At 55.2% G+C, this 17,749-nt stretch carries 17 protein-coding genes; 16 read left to right on the forward strand and 1 reads right to left on the reverse strand.

Going from position 1 to position 17,749, the window contains the following annotated elements; all coding sequences use genetic code 11:
• Nucleotides 1-15: 15 nt before the first annotated feature.
• From BR04_RS09045 to BR04_RS09120, 16 genes are all read left to right on the forward strand, one after another.
• Nucleotides 16-1,527: an ATP-binding protein gene (locus tag BR04_RS09045; RefSeq protein ID WP_496355676.1), complete on the forward strand. Its 1,512-nt coding sequence runs from the start codon at nt 16-18 to the stop codon at nt 1,525-1,527.
• Nucleotides 1,527-2,972 (forward strand): sigma-54-dependent transcriptional regulator, encoded by a 1,446-nt coding sequence (locus BR04_RS09050; RefSeq protein ID WP_496355677.1) that lies wholly within the window; start codon nt 1,527-1,529, stop codon nt 2,970-2,972. The genes BR04_RS09045 and BR04_RS09050 overlap by 1 nt, the downstream gene beginning before the upstream one ends.
• A gap of 236 nt (nt 2,973-3,208) precedes the next feature.
• Nucleotides 3,209-3,760 (forward strand): CBS domain-containing protein, encoded by a 552-nt coding sequence (locus BR04_RS09055; RefSeq protein ID WP_496355678.1) that lies wholly within the window; start codon nt 3,209-3,211, stop codon nt 3,758-3,760.
• A 93-nt stretch (nt 3,761-3,853) separates the two neighbouring features.
• Nucleotides 3,854-5,308, forward strand: a complete 1,455-nt coding sequence (locus BR04_RS09060; protein ID WP_496355679.1) for an SLC13 family permease — start codon at nt 3,854-3,856, stop codon at nt 5,306-5,308.
• A 116-nt stretch (nt 5,309-5,424) separates the two neighbouring features.
• Nucleotides 5,425-5,868 (forward strand): response regulator, encoded by a 444-nt coding sequence (locus tag BR04_RS09065; protein ID WP_496355680.1) that lies wholly within the window; start codon nt 5,425-5,427, stop codon nt 5,866-5,868.
• 697 nt (nt 5,869-6,565) lie between these two features.
• A complete protein-coding gene (locus tag BR04_RS09070) occupies nt 6,566-6,787 on the forward strand; it encodes a hypothetical protein (RefSeq protein WP_496355681.1) in 222 nt (73 codons plus the stop codon).
• Nucleotides 6,775-7,176 (forward strand): type II toxin-antitoxin system VapC family toxin, encoded by a 402-nt coding sequence (locus BR04_RS09075; RefSeq protein WP_496355682.1) that lies wholly within the window; start codon nt 6,775-6,777, stop codon nt 7,174-7,176. The genes BR04_RS09070 and BR04_RS09075 overlap by 13 nt, the downstream gene beginning before the upstream one ends.
• 376 nt (nt 7,177-7,552) lie before the next feature.
• On the forward strand, nt 7,553-9,016 hold the full coding sequence (locus tag BR04_RS09080) for an SLC13 family permease (protein WP_496355683.1): 1,464 nt from the start codon (nt 7,553-7,555) through the stop codon (nt 9,014-9,016).
• 18 nt (nt 9,017-9,034) lie between these two features.
• A complete protein-coding gene (locus BR04_RS09085; RefSeq protein ID WP_496355684.1) occupies nt 9,035-9,274 on the forward strand; it encodes a hypothetical protein in 240 nt (79 codons plus the stop codon).
• 58 nt (nt 9,275-9,332) lie between these two features.
• Complete coding sequence (locus tag BR04_RS09090) at nt 9,333-9,776, forward strand: response regulator (RefSeq protein ID WP_496355685.1); 444 nt, start codon at nt 9,333-9,335, stop codon at nt 9,774-9,776.
• Nucleotides 9,777-9,919: 143 nt separating this feature from the next.
• The gene (locus tag BR04_RS09095) at nt 9,920-11,584 is read left to right on the forward strand and encodes a SulP family inorganic anion transporter (RefSeq protein WP_496355686.1); all 1,665 of its coding nucleotides are present in this window, start codon (nt 9,920-9,922) and stop codon (nt 11,582-11,584) included.
• Nucleotides 11,585-12,051: 467 nt separating this feature from the next.
• On the forward strand, nt 12,052-12,453 hold the full coding sequence (locus tag BR04_RS09100; protein ID WP_496355687.1) for a hypothetical protein: 402 nt from the start codon (nt 12,052-12,054) through the stop codon (nt 12,451-12,453).
• Nucleotides 12,450-14,186 (forward strand): sensor histidine kinase, encoded by a 1,737-nt coding sequence (locus tag BR04_RS09105; protein ID WP_496355688.1) that lies wholly within the window; start codon nt 12,450-12,452, stop codon nt 14,184-14,186. Before BR04_RS09100 ends, BR04_RS09105 begins: the two co-directional genes overlap by 4 nt.
• A gap of 63 nt (nt 14,187-14,249) precedes the next feature.
• The gene (locus BR04_RS09110; protein WP_496355689.1) at nt 14,250-14,684 is read left to right on the forward strand and encodes a response regulator; all 435 of its coding nucleotides are present in this window, start codon (nt 14,250-14,252) and stop codon (nt 14,682-14,684) included.
• On the forward strand, nt 14,684-15,049 hold the full coding sequence (locus BR04_RS09115; protein WP_496355690.1) for a response regulator: 366 nt from the start codon (nt 14,684-14,686) through the stop codon (nt 15,047-15,049). The genes BR04_RS09110 and BR04_RS09115 overlap by 1 nt, the downstream gene beginning before the upstream one ends.
• Before the next feature lie 10 nt (nt 15,050-15,059).
• Nucleotides 15,060-16,223 carry a hybrid sensor histidine kinase/response regulator gene (locus BR04_RS09120; protein ID WP_496355691.1) on the forward strand — a complete coding sequence of 388 codons (1,164 nt, stop codon included), beginning with the start codon at nt 15,060-15,062 and terminating at the stop codon, nt 16,221-16,223.
• Between the two features lie 103 nt (nt 16,224-16,326).
• On the opposite strand, the gene BR04_RS09125 is transcribed toward BR04_RS09120, so the two are convergent.
• The gene (locus BR04_RS09125) at nt 16,327-17,745 is read right to left on the reverse strand and encodes a transferase (RefSeq protein WP_496355692.1); all 1,419 of its coding nucleotides are present in this window, start codon (nt 17,743-17,745) and stop codon (nt 16,327-16,329) included.
• Nucleotides 17,746-17,749: the final 4 nt, after the last annotated feature.

Genomic DNA, 17,749 nt, shown 5'->3' on the forward strand with positions numbered 1-17,749 from the left:
TTTTAAGGAGTTGCCATGCCTTCTCCACTACAGACTCTCACCAGAAAAGAAAACGGCATCCTCAGCCTGAGAAGCCGCCTCTACCTCTCCCTTGGAGGCATTCTCCTTCTTGTGAGTGCGGGAATCGGTATCATGGCCTGGTACACCCGCACCCTGGAAACCCTGGTCGTGGAAGAGATTCCAAGGGGCATCCGGGCCTTCCAGTCCGCCGAAGCCCTGGAAACTGCCCTCATCCACCAGAAAGGTTTTGTCACCTACTATATGACGGACAGGGATCCGGAATGGCTGCGCAAACTTGGAGAATACCGCCAGATTTTCCGGGAAAGACTGGAGGAAGCAGAAAAGCAGACACACAATCCGGCACAAAAACAGCTTCTTGAAGCCATCCGAAGCAGTTACACGCGCTATATCCAAATGAAAGACCAGGTCATTGGCCATTACGTCCATGACCGTCTCGAAGAAGGCCGATCCCTCCATCCGGAAATCCGGGCACTCTTTTTTCACATTATGAAGAACTGTGAAGACTTTAAGACCCTGCATACCCAGGCCCTCAGCAGCCTCCAGGAAGAGGTGGGCCAGAAAACAAGGCAGGTGCGCAACCTCACCCTCCTGATTCTGCTGGTTACCACAGCCCTGATCTTCACCCTGGGCCTTGAAATTTCAAGGCAGATTTTAAAGCCCCTGAGACGTCTTGCTCTGGAAACGGGAGCCATCGCCACCAGGGGAGGCAATGAAGTTACCGCCGTCAGCAAGGGGGTGGAAGGACTGATCCGCAACGCAGGGGAAGCCACAAAGGAACTCCAGCGCAGCCGGGAAAATCTGGAACAGGCCGAACGCATGGTGGTGGTGGCCCGTCTGGCCGCAGGCATGGCCCACTCCATCCGAAACCCCCTCACATCCGTCAAAATGCGGCTTTTTTCCCTCTCCCGTTCCCTGGATCTCGATGCGGATCAGAAGGAAGATTTTGAAGTCATTTCAGGTGAAATCAAACATATCGACACCATTGTCCAGAATTTTTTAGAGTTTTCCAGACCCCCCAAACTCACAATCCAGTCCATCAGCCCCTCGGATGTGGTGGATCGCACCCTCACCCTTTTAAGCCACCGCCTCGCCTCCTATGAGGTTTCCGTAGCCCTGAACCGGAAAGCCCCTCTGCCCCGGATTTCCGGAGATCCGGAACAGCTCAAGGAAGTCCTGGTCAATCTCATGGAAAACAGCTGTCAGGCCCTGGAAGGAAAACCGGGTCGCATTGAACTCTCTGAAAGCCTGGATCTTTCCGATACCCGTCCCCCCATGGTCTGTATCCGCCTTGAGGATTCCGGCCCCGGCATTCCCGAAAACCTGCTGCCCCGTATCTTTGACCCCTTTGTCACCACCAAGGAAGACGGAACAGGTCTTGGCCTCAGTATTGCTTACAGAATCATTGAAAACCACGGCGGTACCCTCACCGTCACCTCAGAACCGGGAAAGGGAGCCTGCTTTGAAATCCGGCTGCCTCCCATTTCCCAGGAACAAGGAGAGGCCTGATGGCCCACATCCTCATCATTGATGACGACGACCAGCTCCGCACAAGTTTTCAGAAACTGCTCACTCGGGAAGGCTTTCAGGTGCGTACCGCAGCCTCCGGTGAAGCGGGGCTGAGAATGCTTCGGGAGAGCCTGCCCGATCTTGTGATTGTGGACATGCAGATGCCCGGCAAGAACGGGCTGGAAACCTTCAGTATCATTCATAAAGAGCAGCCCCGACTGCCCGTCATCATCATGACCGCCTACGGCACCACGGACTCCGCCATTGAAGCCACCAAAGCCGGTGCCTTTGATTATATCCTGAAGCCCTTTGACATTCCGGAAATGCTGGATCTCATCGGAAAGGCTCTGGACGCCAGCCATTTCATGAAAACCCAGGCCAGCCTGGAAGCTCCCGAACCGGAAATCCTCAATGAGGCCATTATCGGTCGCAGCCCTGCCATGCAACAGGTCTACAAGGCCATTGGCAGGGTAACGGCCACGGATGCCACGGTACTCATCCGGGGGGAATCGGGCACAGGCAAGGAGCTGGTGGCAACGGCCATCTACCAGCACAGCAGCCGCGCCAGATGTCCTTTTCAGATCATCAACTGCGTGGCCATCCCGGAAACCCTGCTGGAATCCGAACTTTTTGGTTATGAGAAGGGAGCCTTTACCGGTGCCGTTCAGCGCCGTACCGGGAAAATTGAACAGGCCGACGGAGGCACCATCTTCCTGGATGAAATCGGGGATATGCCTCTTTCCCTCCAGTCCAAGCTCCTGCGCCTGCTTCAGGAACGCAGTATCGAACGCATCGGCGGCAGAGAAACCATCCCCGTGGATGTCCGCATCATTGCCGCCACCAACCGCAACCTTGAAGAAGCCATCACAGAGGGGCGTTTCCGGGAAGACCTCTACTACCGCCTCAATGTGGTCAGCCTCACCCTGCCGCCCCTCAGGGAAAGGAAGGGGGACATCCCCCTGCTGACGGATTATTTTCTCAAACGCTTTTCCAGAGAAGCCGGTATGAAAAACCCCGGCATCGACACTGCCGCCCGCCAGCGTCTGGAGACCCATGACTGGCCCGGCAATATCCGGGAATTCGGTAACACCCTGCACAAGGCCATCATCTTCAACCGGGGAGCGCCCATTTCCACCGAAGACCTGGACATGGACACGCCCCCATCCGCCTCCTTCCCTGAGGAAAAACACCTGCCGGATCTGGAGACGGGTTTCCGCTCCTGGATTCGGGCAGGCCTGGAAAAAGGCGGCAGCGAAAATTTCTTTGACGAAACCATGGATACCTGCGCGCGCCTGCTTGTCAGCGAAACCCTCAATTATACCGGTGGTAACCGCTCCCAGGCAGCACGGCTTCTCGGCATGTCCCGCCCCACCCTCCACGCCCGCATCGATAAGTACAACCTCAAAATGCAGACCTCCGTACGGGAAGAGGGAGAAGAAGGCTGACCCCCAGGGATTCCGGAACCAGCGTCCGGAGTTCTTACACTCCCCCTTCCAGTCTGCAAAACCCACAGACAGGCCAAAGCCCCCACACCATAAACATAAAAGCTTACTTTTCAGGCACTTAAAAACACAAATCCCCTTGGCACTGCCTTTGCAATCTCCTTCCGTCAGCATTCAGACACCGAACGGAAACGCTTCGGTGCATCCTTCAAACACCCCAGAGGGAGGAGATAAAGCCCATGCATCAACTTGTAAAAAACTTCATGGTTCCCACCGAAAGATTTCCCACCATCCTGAACAGCGCCACCTTCACCGAAGCGGTTCTGGCACTGGAAGAAGCCCAGGAAGCCTTTACTGCCGGAAAACAGGAACAGCGCATCCTCCTTGTTCTGGATGAAGAGAAAAAAATTGTGGGGAAACTGACCCCCATGGACATCATCCGAGGTCTTGAACCCAATTATGACAAGCTGGTGGACAAAGACACCGGAGCCTTCATCTCCAATGTAAACTATGTCATCGACTCCATGAAAAAGGCGGCCCAGCTCTGGGCCAGCCCCATTGACGACCTCTGCAAGACCGTAAAAGACGTCAAGATCCGGGATTTTCTCAAAAATACCCCCAAGTCCCAGCTCATTGATACGGAAGCCAGCCTCAACATGGCCCTGCATGCCTTTTACCTCTTCCGCCATGATGCCCTCTTTGCCATGGATGGAAACACCGTTGCAGGGGTTCTCCGTTTTTCCGACGTGTACAGGGAAATCCAGCGTCAGATCAAAACCTGCAAAATTTAAACAATAAAGACAGCAGACAGCTGTCTTTAACCATGAAAATCAACGCCATCCCAACAGGTTTTACCCCTTACCTTAGCCCAAGGAGAGCGAAATATGGCTGAACATGCAAAACCCGGCCCCAATGAGCTGGTCATTGATGAACACCCCGAAATCCCCAAGCAGTCCGGAGTCAGCATTCTCATCAAATGCGCCATCGCCCTTATCCTCGGCATCGCTGTCTACGCCCTGCCCACCCCCTCCAACCTCTCTCCCGAAGGCCACCGGCTTCTCGCCATGCTGGTCGCCGTCCTTGTCCTCTGGATCTCCGAGGCCATTCCCATCGGCGTTACGGCCCTCTGTGTGGGTGCGGGCATGATCGCCTTTAAAATTGTGGGCAGAAACGACGCCTGGACACCCTATGCCAACCCTGCGGTCATGTTTGTTCTCATGATCATCATGTTCGGGGTGGTGCTCAATGAAGTCGGGCTCGCCAAACGCATGATGTACCATCTTTTGAAAATCGCGGGCACCAATATCAAAAAACTGAGTTTTATTCTGGCCGTGGGCTGCACCTTTCTGTCCACCTTCCTCCATGATGCCACGGTCACCGTGGTCATGGTCTTCGCCTTTGTGCCTGTGTTCATGGCCATGGGCATGAAACCCGGTGGCGGACATAAACTTCCAAAATTCTTTCTTATGATTATCCCTCTGGCCGCATCCGCCGGCGGCTTCGGTACCATGATCGGCGGGGGCCGTAACCCGCTCGCCGTGGAAATGCTCTTCCGCTACACAAGGGACACCACCGGAGTGGGCAAGGTCATCGGCTTTGTGGAATACCTCATCATCCAGTTCCCCTTAAGCCTTTTCACCGGCATCGCCACCTGGGCTGTGGTCTACTTCTTCTTCCGTCCCGAAGAAAAGGAGCTGGTGGGGGTCAAGCTGGAAAATCCCGGCCCCATGAGTGCTGCGGAACTGGGGGTTGCCATTGTTTTCCTGGGTGCCTTCATCCTCTGGTTCCTCGGCGACATCACGGGCTGGCATGTGAGTGTGGTGGCCGCCTTTGCCATGGTGGGCTTCTGCGGCCCTGGCTGGGTATCCTTTAAAACCATCTGCGACAAATTCCCCTGGGAATCCTGGATCGTATTCGGCGCAGGGGTCTCCTTAGGCCTTGCCATGCTCAAAACCGGTGCCGGTCAGTTCCTTGCGGAAAGCTGTCTGCCCCTGCTTCAGGGCCAGGGTTCCTTTGTCACCTTCCTGGGGCTGGGCTTCTTCGGCTCCCTTCTTTCCAGCGTCATGAGCAACTCCGCCGCCGTGGCCCTGACCCTGCCCATCACCCTGCCCATGGCAGACCTGCTGGGCATGTCTCCCACAGCCGTGGCCCTGCTGGCACCCATCACCACCTCCTTCATCATGCTGGTCATCGGCTGCCCGCCCACCATCATCGCCTACAGCACGGGCTATTTCACCCAGGTGGAATTCATCAAGATTGCCATCCCCTGGTGCATCTGCCTGCTCCTCATCGCGGTTCTCGGAGTACTGCTCTACTGGCCCATGATCGGGGTGTACTGATCCCAAAGCCTTTGGATTCCAACATGCTTCGGGTGGCGTAAAACCTGCCTGAAACCCACAGAAACGAAAACCGGGCTGGCCCTCCCGGCCCGGATTCAAAAAAGGAGACAAACCCCATGGAACCCATTCGCATTCTCGTGGTGGATGATGAAAAGGACTTTACGGAAATGCTCTGCCTGCGTCTGAAGGAAGTGGGCCACAGCGCGGATGCCGTACACGATGGCAAGGCGGGCATGGCCATGCTGGATAAAAAACCCTATGACGTGCTGATTCTGGATATCCGCATGCCCGGTATGGATGGGCTTCAGGTATTAAAACAGATCAAGGCCGATCATATCTCAACGGAAGTCATCCTGCTTACCGGCCACGGCTCCACAGAAACCGCCGTGGAAGGCATGAAGCGCGGGGCCTTTGACTATGCCCTGAAACCCTATGATTTCAGTGAACTGCTGGAAAAAATCCAGGAGGCCAAAAATGTAAAGGAAGAGCGGGAAACCCGTATCCGCAAAGCCGAAGAACGTTCCCGCCTGGACAGACTGGAAAAAACCATGCGCTTTTAGCCCCTTCCTGATGGGGGTTCCGGCCCGTATCCCGGAATTCCTGCGGATCCTGCCTGGAACCCTTCCCTCCTGAACCAGGCAGAGTCTCCCCCCGAGACCGCAGGCAAGGCTCCTGTACGGAACCCTTCCCTCCGGAACCCCCATTTATAAGGACGCCGATATTTCGGCGTCCTTCTTCTGTTTTTACATGCCTCTCCCAACAACCCCATAAAAAAATCTGATTATCACCCTTCTTCAGCTATCGTTCCCATGCTCCAGCGTGGGAATGCATCTTAAGACGCTCCAGCGTCTTGAATCCCGGAACACTGCCATGGCCCAAAAGCCTGTAGGACGTCCAGAAACCGGACACTCCCCATGTTTTGGTCTGGATCGTCCCGGCGCTTCGGCAATACCCAATTCCCAGAGAAGGGGTTCCCGAGGATACTGGCCCTGGGCGCAGGAGCGCCCGGCAGTGCGTTCCCACGCTGGAGCATGGGAACGATAGCTGAAGCAAGATGGTAATCAGTTAAAAAAATATGCGGCTGCATGGCTGAGGTAAGGTGGTAATCAAATAAAAAAACAGAGAAACATTTGATTGTGCGAAAAAAAATATATAGTTTTCAAAAAGCACATTCGAAGTGCCTTCTCGCTCCATACCCGTCCACAAAAAAACTCTGCCCGAGAGATATGTCCAAAACCGAATCAAAAGGAGGCTCTCATGCTGAAAAGCTACGAAGCCATATACGAAAAAGGCCAGATCCGCTGGCTGAAAGAGTCCCCCCATGTTGCAACGGCTCATATCATCGTCACGATTCTCGAAGAGAATCCAAGAATCATGAAGCGACGAACCCCCCCGCCATCCCTCTCAGGGAAAGGCAGGACGCTTGGAAATATCATCAGCCCCATCACCGATGAAGGGGACTGGGAATGCCTGAAATAATCGTACTGGATACCCACATCTGGTTCTGGTTTATCAATGGAGACACAGACCCGATTTCGGTAAAACACAGGGAGCAAATCGAACAGGCGGGCAGGGTCGGTGTCTCACCGGTTTCCTGCTTTGAGATTGCACTAGCCCGACAGAAAGGGAGGCTTTCCCTTCCATGCGAAACGCACCTATGGCTAAAGGAAGCCCTTGAACCCGCAGGCATCGAAATATTCCCCCTGTCACCAGCCATTGCCTCACGCGCCGTAGCTCTGCCGCAGATCCATAAAGATCCCTTCGACAGAATTATCATTGCGACGGCTCTGGAATACGGAGCCATGCTTTCAAGCATGGACAGCATGTTTTCCAAATATCCGGAACTGGAGGACTGCCTGATACGATAACAAAAAGAATGAGGCGCTCCCCCCCCTCTTTTTCTACAGCCCTCAAAAACCTGTCCGTTTTCTTAACAGCCTGTAAAGCTCCCCTTCAGAATCCCCTCACTGCTTTACCCCCCCACCTTTCTTTTTTCACAAAAAATATACGCCGAGGCCTTTCTGGATGGGCTTTTCAGCTGCACCGTCCCCCTGCTCCACACATTTTTCCTTTTCTATCCCCGACTGCCAGCCGATTCCGGTACCCTATTTGCAAAAGAAAAGATTCGTTTCGTTTTGGATGAAAAAACAAAGAAAAATGGCGTATTTTACGCCCAAAACCCTTCACACCATCCCCAGACAGGGGATGCGACCTGCATCAGACGTAAAGAAAGGAGTTTTATTCATGGGAGCCCAGGATCACACGACCCAGACCCCCAACCGCCTTGTTGACCATCATGAGGAACCCCAAAGCCCCCCCCAGTCTGCAACAAGCATTCTCATCAAATGCGGTATCAGTCTTGCACTGGGACTTTTTGTCTTTCTTCTGCCCACACCGGACAACCTCACTCCCGAAGGCCACCGCCTTCTGGCCCTGCTCATCACGGTGCTGGTGCTCTGGATCACGGAAGCCATGCCCATCGGCGTCACAGCCCTGTGCGTTGGCGGTGGCATGATCGCCTTCAGGATCGTGGGCAGAAATGATGCCTGGACACCCTTTGCCAACCCTGCGGTCATGTTCGTTCTCATGATCATCATGTTCGGCGTGGTGCTGAACGAGGTGGGGCTGGCAAGACGGCTTATGTACCACCTTCTTAAATTCGCGGGCACCAACGTGAAAAAACTGAGTTTCATTCTCGCCATCGGCTGCACCCTGCTGGCCACCATCCTCCATGACGCCACGGTCACGGTGGTCATGGTCTTTGCCTTTGTGCCCGTTTTCATGGCCATGGGTTTCAAACCCGGTGCAGGCCACAAACTTCCGAAATTTTTTCTCATGCTCATTCCCCTGGCCGCATCCGCAGGGGGCTTTGGCACCATGATCGGGGGCGGTCGCAACCCGCTGGCCGTGGAAATCCTCTTCCGTTACACCCAGGAAGCCACAGGGGTGGGCCGGGTCATCGGCTTCATGGAATACCTCATCATTCAGCTTCCCATCAGCCTCTTCACCGCCGTTGCCACCTGGCTTGTGGTCTATTTCCTCTTCAGACCCGAAGAAAAGGAGCTGAAGGGCGTGGAACTCGACGATCCCGGCCCCATGAGCGTGGCTGAAAAAGGGGTGGCCATCATTTTCGGGAGTGCCTTTGTGCTCTGGTTCATGGGAGACATCACAGGCTGGCATGTCAGCGTGGTGGCCTGCATGGCCATGATCGGCTTCTGCGCTCCGGGCTGGGTTTCCTTCAAAACCATCTGTGACAAGTTCCCCTGGGAATCCTGGATTGTCTTTGGCGCGGGCGTTTCCTTAGGCATGGCCATGCTCACCACCGGTGCAGGTCAGTTTCTTGCGGAAAGCATCCTGCCGCTGCTGGAAGGCAGGAGTGATTTCACCGTCTTTTACGGTTTAGGACTTTTCGGCTCCTTCCTCTCCAGCCTGATGAGCAACTCCGCCGCTGTGGCCCTGACCCTGCCCATCACCCTGCCCATGGCGGACATGCTGGGAATGTCACCCGTAGCCGTAGCCCTGCTGGCTCCCATGACCACCTCCTTCATCATGCTGGTCATCGGCTGCCCGCCCACCATCATCGCCTACAGTTCCGGATATTTCACCCAGGTGGATTTCATCAAAGTTGCCGTACCCTGGTGCCTGATTCTCCTTGTGGTGGCCACCATCGCTGCCCTGGTTTACTGGCCCATGATCGGCGTATACTGATCATCAAAGGAGGCTCATATGGCCGGAAGCAAGGACAGACGGACACGCCCCGTTCCGGAAGGCATTGACACTGAAACCAAAACCGAGGCCGACCACCTCTATGACCTGCTCCGGCCCCTGCACCATCTTCCCAGGGGAAAGAATACCTGGAACCCGGAATTTTTAAAAAAATCCTGGTTCTGGCCCGCCAGTGTGGCGGTTCTGACGGTTTTTTATTATCTTTATCCCCTGCTCTGGGATGTTGTTGCAGGCCCCTGAAAAAGACCGCCTTCACAACACACAATACGGATTCATACCGTAAAAGAAGGAGAATCCCATGGAACCCTTGCGTATCCTTGTGGTGGACGATGAAAAGGATTTTACGGAAATGCTCTGCCTGCGCCTCGAAGAGGCAGGCCACCTGGCCCATGCCGCCCATGACGGAAAAGGCTGTATGGACATGCTGGACACCCACCCCTATGACGTGCTGATTCTCGATATCCGTATGCCCGGCATGGACGGGCTCCAGGTTTTAAGACAGATCAAGTCCGACCACATCTCAACGGAGGTCATCCTGCTCACCGGCCACGGTTCCACGGAAACCGCCGTTGAGGGTATGAAACGGGGGGCCTTTGACTACGCCCTGAAACCCTATGATTTCAACGATCTTCTGGAAAAAATCCATGAAGCGCGGGAGGTGAAACAAAAACGGGAAGCACGCATCAAAAAAGCGGAAGAGCGTTCCCGTCTGGATCGGCTGGAAAAAAGCATACGTTTCTGATGACAAAAAACGCAGGGAGACGAATCCCCGGGATTCCCGTCTCCCTGCAACACTTTTTTCTCACCACAGACTCGGCCTGACCCCAGTGCCCGACCTGAGCCTGCGTGTTTGGTTTTTATCCCAAGTCCATGGAGGCTTCCCCCATGTCTTTCCCCGTTTTTCAGCGCATGGCTTCGGCTTTCCGGCCAGAAAGCCAGATCCTTTTTTCGAGAACCTACGGTCGCAGCCATTTTTTTAAAGACCTCGGAGCAGGCATCACGGTGGGCATCGTGGCCCTGCCTCTCGCCATCGCCTTTGCCATTGCATCGGGCTGCTCGCCGGAACAGGGGCTGTTCACCGCCATCGTTGCGGGCTTTCTCATCTCCGCTCTGGGAGGCAGCCGCTTTCAGGTCGGTGGCCCCACAGGGGCCTTTGTCGCCATCATTGCCGGGATCATGGCCCAGTACGGATACGAGGGCCTCTGCGTGGCCACCTTCATGGCCGGCATCCTCCTTTTTCTCATGGGAATTTTCGGCCTTGGTCAGATGCTCAAATACATCCCCTATCCCGTCACCACGGGGTTTACCGCAGGCATCGCCCTGTTCATCTTCTCCACCCAGCTCCGGGAAGGGCTGGGGCTGACCTCTCTGCCGGAGGGTGCCGCCTTTCTCGACCGCATGGGCCATGCCCTCTTCCATATCCGGGAAGCGGATGCCCTCACCTGCGGCCTCACCCTTCTTACCCTCCTTGTCATGGTAATCGTACGCAGAAAAATCCCGAAAATTCCCGCCCACATTGTCGGCATCCTCTGCACCACCCTGGTAAGCGTCCTCCTTGAACTGGACGTGGCCACCATCGGTTCCCGTTTTGGCGGTATCCCGTCAGCCCTGCCCCGCTTCTCCCTGCCTGAAAATCTGCTCTCCCTCATCCCCACCATGATACCGGCGGCCTTCACCATTGCCCTGCTTGGCGGGATTGAATCCCTGCTCAGTGCCAGCGTGGCCGATGGCATGACAGGAAAACGCCACAATCCGGACACGGAACTCAGTGCCCAGGGCCTGGCCAACATCGCCTCGGCCTGCTTTGGCGGTCTTCCCGCCACAGGGGCCATTGCCAGAACCGCCACCAACATCCGGGCCGGTGCCCAGTCCCCCATGGCGGGAATGCTCCATGCCCTTACCCTTTTGCTCTGCATCCTTTTCCTCGTCCCCCTCGCCTCCCGCATTCCCATGGCCTGCCTTGCGGGCGTTCTCATCATCGTTGCCTGGGACATGGGGGAAATTCACAAACTGCTGGCCCTTTTCCATGCACCCGCAGAGGATATTCTCGTCATGCTCACCACCTTTATCCTGACCCTGCTTGTGGATCTCACCCTTGCCGTACAGGTCGGCGTCGTTCTCGCCGCCCTGCTTTTCATGCGACGCATGAGTACCATCACCCACTTCAACCTCCATCCCCACACCCCGTCCACGGATGAAAGCCTCCCCATCTCCGGTGAGGCCATTCAGGTCTATGAAATCGAAGGGCCTTTTTTCTTTGGTGTGGTGAACCGCTTCCTTGACACCCTCCAGTTTCTCAATACCCCGCCCGCCATCCTGATTCTGCGTATGCGCAAGGTGGAAAGCATGGATGCCACCGCCGCCCATGGCCTGGAGCTGGCCATTGACCGTCTCCAGGCCCAGAAAATCCGTGTCCTGCTTTCCGGTGTGCATCCCACGGTACATAAAATCATGAAACAGATGCAGATTACCCGGAAAGTGGGAGAGGACAACGTCCATGCCTCCTTTGAAGCCGCCCTTGAAACCGCCCGTTCCCTGCTCCGGCCATAAAACAGTCTGAAGATCCAATGGCTTAGCGACCGTTCCCCTGTCCCGGCATGGGAACGGCCCCCTGCCGTCCACCCCCTGACACCTCCCCTGCATCCTGCAAAGTCTCCGGACACCTTCCCCCCCCGCCCCTTGCCATGGAAACCGCAGCATAGCGCATCACGGGACATGGCACCTGCCTTGCATAGGCTCTTTCACAAGCCTTCCGGGCTTACCCAGGCCGTACCTGCCTCCTGAAACCATCCCTATGTCCGTTTTTTTGCCAGCCTGTAAAGAAACACATCTCTGTACGCAGCGCTCCCGGATGCCCTTCCAGGAGATTTTCGGAATAAACAGCCGAAAATAAAAAAAAATTAAGAAAAAGTTGAACTTTAAACATCCCGGCCCCGTAATTGCTAAATTATTTCAAGACCAGACAGGCTGGCACAAAACGGGGGAAACACACCCACCCCCACAGGAAGGAAGATCCCATGGTTCCATACCTTTATGTAATTTTTGCGGATCCCAGTCCCCATATCTGCCAGCTCCTGCAAAGGGAATTGCGCATGCTGCCCTGCAAAGCCCAGGCTTTCTGTACAGGCCATGCCCTGATGGAAAGAATACGGCAGGATACCAAAGAGGGCATCCGGCCGGATCTTGTGGTGCTGGATCCCGACCTGCCGGACATCCGCAGGGAAGATCTGCTGACGGCCCTGCACATGCAGCTTCCTGCAACGCCCATGGTGCTGCACTCCCTGCATTCCGGAGAACGGCACAGGCTGGATATTCCCTTACCGCCCCTGCTTATTTTCATGGAAAAAAATGACAGCAGCCCCATCCGTATCCGCAGACTGATTGAAACCCGTATCCGCTTACAGGACGGAATCCTATGACAGACAAAAAAGCCCCCATCCTGTCGTCGGCAACGCAGGAAGACGCCATAAAAGATCAGGATGCCTATGCCAATCTTGCACGGCGGATGGTCATCACGGCCCTTGTTATCAGCCTGACCCCCATCCTGCTGGTGCTGGGCATCACCCTGAATCAGTACGACCAGACCGTGATGGAAAATATCTACAACCGGCTCAGTGCCATTGTGGAGTACAACCGCATGGAGATGGACACCTTTCTCAAGGAAAGAACGGCCAACCTCCAGAGCCTCGCGCTCTTCTCACCGCCGGAAGAGCTACAGGATCCCAAAGTACTGGAAGCCCACCTGCGACGGCTCCGCCACATTTATGGCCCTGTTTTTGAAGACTTAGGGCTCGTCTCCCAGGAAGGTCGGCTTGTCAGCTATGCAGGCCCCTTCCGGCTTGGGGATGCGGATTACAGCAATACCGAGTGGTTCCGGAACATGAAGGATCAGCCCCACGCCATCAGCGATGTTTTTCTCGGACTCCGGGGAGTCCCCCACTTCATTATTACGGTCCGCACCGATGACAGCCGGGGAAAATCCTGGATTCTGCGGGCCACCATTGATTTCGAATCCTTCAACACCATGGTGCGGAACCTTAAAGTCGGCAAAAGCGGTTTTGTCTGCATCCTGAACCGCAGGGGGGAACCGCAGACCCGCGTCCTCCATGACATCACTCCCCATGCGGACGTATACAGGGAACTCCTCGAAACCCATTCTGGAGACGCCCTGATTTTTCAGCATTCCCGGGATAAAAACGGACAAAAACAGATTTATGTGGCGGGTTTTCTTAAAAATGAAAACTGGCTGCTGGTTTCCCAGAAGCCGGACAGCGATGCCTTCGCCGACCTGAACAGAACCCGGAAAATCGGTATTTTTCTTTTCCTTGGCTGCGGTCTGATCATTGCCTTTCTTGCCATCCGTTTTTCCGCACGTCTGGTGCAGACCCTCAAAAAAAAAGAAGCGGAAAAGCAGATCATGAACCGGCAGGTCATCGAAACGGGCAAACTCGCTTCCATTGGAGAACTGGCCGCAGGCATTGCCCATGAAATCAACAATCCCGTGGCCATCATGGTGGAGGAAGCCGGATGGATCGGGGATCTGCTCGGAGATGAAGATCCGGCCAAAATTAAAAATATTCTGGAGTTCACCTCCTCACTGAACCAGATCCGCACCCAGGGACAGCGGTGCAAGGAGATCACAAGAAAACTCCTGACCTTTGCCAGAAAATCAGACAACAGCAGTGAACGCCTTCAGATGAATGATATGATCCGGGAAATTCTGCCCCTCTGTGAACCCAGAGCCCGTTACGCCCAGGTAAGCCTGGAAACCCGTCTGGAACCGGAGCTGCACACGGTGATGGCCTCCAGAACGGAAGTGCAGCAGGTGATTCTCAATCTCGCCAACAACGCCATTGACGCCATGGAAAGCACGGGGGGGACGCTCTCCTTTGGCACGGTGAACCACGATGATTTTATTGAAATTCTTGTTGCAGATACGGGTTCCGGTATCCCGGAAGCCAATCTCAAACGTATTTTCGATCCCTTTTTCACCACCAAACCCGTGGGCAAGGGGACGGGTCTCGGCCTGTCCATCTGCTACGGCATCATCTCGGCCATGGGCGGTAAACTGGAAGTCGAAAGTCTGATGGGTGCGGGAACAACCTTCCGCATTCTCTTACCTGCGGCGTGCACACCAGAAGAAATGCCCTGAAGGGCACGGTATACCCTCACCCGTAAAAATGACCTGAACGCGAAAGACAAAAAGGAGAAGACCATGACCCAGCGTAAAGTTCTCTTGACAGATGATGAAACCGGCTTTGTGGAGACCCTTTCCAAACGACTGGAAAAAAGGGATTTCCGCCTGGCAACGGCCTCTTCAGGCGCTGAAGCCCTGGCCACGCTCTCGGAAAACCCCTGGATCGACGTGGTGGTTCTGGATGTCAAAATGCCCGGTATGGATGGCCTGGAAACCCTTTCCCTGATCAAGCAGCGCTTTCCCCTCGTGGAAGTCATCATGCTCACGGGCCATGCCACGGTGGAATCCGCCATCGACGGTATGAAGCAGGGGGCCTTTGACTATCTCATGAAACCCTGTGACATTGAGATCCTCACCGGGAAGGTGGATGAGGCCACGGCCCGCAAGCGTGCCCATGAAGAAAAAATCATCAATGCCCGTGCCCAGGGAATCGCCGCCCGGAGGGGGGACTGATGCCGGACTCCTGCCGCCTGCTCCTTGTGGATGATGAATCCGGCTTTGTCCGGGTTCTCGGAAATCGTCTTGAAAGAAGGGGATTTTTCGTTCTTCGGGCCACCAGCGGTACGGAGGCCATCCGCCTCCTGCGTCATGAGGAAGTGGATGTGGCCATCCTGGACCTGAAAATGGAAGACATGGACGGTATGGAAGTCTTGAAAATCTTCAGACGCATGGCACCGGAAACGGCTGTCATCATGCTTACGGGCCATGGCAGCGAAGAGGCCAGAAAAGAGGCTCTGGAAACCGGAGCCTCCGGCTATCTCACCAAACCCTGCGAACTGGAAATCATGCTGGATACCATCGAAAACGCCATGAAATAAGGACAGGCCCATGCCCAGTACCGCTAGACGTTATCATGATATTTCCCTCGTGCTGGTGGATGATGAAGCGGCTTTCCGGGAGACCCTGGCCAAGCGTCTGGAAAAACGGGAGCTGACGGTACACTCCGTAGCCTCGGCCAGGGAAGCCCTGGAGATCCTCAGCCATAAGCCTGTGGATGTGGTGATTTCCGATGTCCGGATGCCGGAAATTTCCGGCCATGAACTTCTGGCCCGGATTCTGGAAAGCTATCCGGACAAGGAGGTTATCCTGCTCACGGGACACGGAGACCTGCGGGACGGGGTGGAGGGTATCCGGGCCGGGGCCTTTGATTACATCACGAAACCCGTGGAAATCGACCACATCGAAAGCAAGATCCGCCAGGCGGCAGCTGCGGTACGCCGCCGTAAAGAACGGCAGATGGAAGGAGAAATCCGGAAACAGCTTGAAGAACGCGCCCTCCAGGCGGAAAAGCTGGCCACCGTCGGTACCCTGGCCACAGGCGTGGCCCATGAGATCAACAACCCCCTTGCCATCATCAACGAGGCCGCAGGCTGGATCGCCCAGGTGATGGCAAGACCCTCCATGCAGACTCTGCCGGAAAACGCCAGCCTGACCCGGGCTGCGGAAGTTATCCAGACCGCCGTGGATCGTGCCCGCCGCATCACCCACCAGCTCCTCGGCATGGTAAGAAAGGAAAACGAAGCCCCCTCCATCTGTGACATGCCCGGCTATCTCATGGAACTGGCCTCCCTGTGCCGCAGTATCCACCCGGAAAATGACGTCTCCGTCCTGGTGGATGAAGACAGTCCCTTCACCCTCGTCACCGATCCCCACAAACTTCGCCAGATCCTGGTCAACCTGGTGGAAAATGCCATCCACGCCACCCCCAGGGGTGGAAGCGTCACCCTTTCTGCGGCCCTTACCGGCCCCAACCAGGTGGCCATCCGCATTCAGGACACGGGCAGTGGCATGACGGAAAGCGTGAGAAAAAGAATCTTTGACCCCTTTTTCACCACAAAGCCCCAGGGCAAGGGAACGGGTCTCGGCTTATATCTCTGTCGGGATCTCGCCCACCATCTGGGCGGGGAGCTGGATGTCTTCAGCCGTCCCGGAGAAGGGGCCTGTTTTACCCTCACCCTGCCCAGAGCCCTTCCCAACGGCAGTGAAAACTAAAAAAAAAGCCCTTTTGCAAGGAAGAACGTCTTTTCCTCACAAAAGGGCCTTTCATTTTTCAGCGGTACACAGCCGCCCCTACAGTATCAGGGGCCAGGATCCCTCAGGGCCGGATATCAATGGTGGGAAAAAGCCCCTGATACCGTCCCGTCAGATAGGGCTGGATGGTATTGAAAGAAATGAAGCTGTCGTCCTGGGCATGTCCCGTGTTTCCGGTTTCCATATAATAGGCCCCATTGATATCGAGAACACGGTCGATCCGCCTTCTGAAGGCCTCCACAAAAAAACGGCCCCGGCCCCGGAAGACCATACCGCCAAGACGGATTTCACCCTTCACGCCCTCCAGTTCCTTCAGGGACATGCTGTGCAGCTTCAGATCCTCCGCGTTCCGGACAAGACCCCAGACAACGGTTTCCGGCGGAATTTCCAGCCCTTCCTCCAGATCAATGATGGTATGGGGCATGATGATACTTCCCCGTCCAATGCCAAGCGGTGCCTCCTCCGCCCCCCGCACAAAAGAATTGAAGCCGACAAAGACCCTTTCAGCAAGATGGGCATTGATGATCTTGGCGCCATGGGCGGTGACGTCATTCTTCTCCAGCCTGGAATTGATGATATAGGAATTCTCCTGGGCATTGGCCCCCGGCCCCATCCAGGCGTTGTCCAGATAGGCTCTCTGGGAAACCAGCACGGCCTCATTCACCACCGTCTGTCCCTGAATGACGGCATAGGAACTGACTGCGCTGCTTTCGGGAACCTCAATGGGCAGCTCAAGGTAGGGATTTGAAAAGACATCATCAAAGCCATCCTTCCGGCTTTCCACAAAATCCATGAAAATACCTTCCGGAAGTTTTCCCGCCTCAAAGGAAATATAGGGTCTCAGGTCTTCCGCCTCATAGGTATAGCGGAATTCAAAGGCTTCCTTTTTCATCCAGATGGTACCGTCCGGAATGTTCTCATGAAAAAGATCCCCTGCCTGCACATAGGAAAAGGTGCCGATTTTGCATCCGTGCAGGGTGCAGAGATCCACGGTGGCAAAGGGGCCGAGAAAACAGCCCTCCACAGGCGCACCATGGATATTGGCATAATGGGCCGCAGCCGTGTTCTGAATCAGAAATTCTTCCGGATGCTCCGGATCATGGGAATAATTGTGCACCAGGGTATGAAGGAGGAAACTGTCCCGGATACGGATGATCTCATCCTCCTCCAGGCTGATGGTGCCGCCATTGTATTCAAACACATCTCCTTTTCGTTTCAGTTCGTCCCCCCGGATATCGCACTTATGGAGGATGGAGTGATCCACATGGCACTTTCCGAGAAAATAGGTGCCCCCCACATTGGACTTGGAAAAATTGAACTGAAGGGGATGCTGGCTGGTCACCCCATAAAACCCGTAGAATTTGACAAGTTTTTCCATGGGAACCAGATCCCGCATGGAATCATCCGCCCTGAACTGGAATTCCCTGAGATTCAGATTCACCCGCGAAAGAATACGATCCATCAGAAGTTCAAGCTGCTGCATACCA

The organism is Desulfobotulus sapovorans DSM 2055 (genome assembly GCF_059569355.1).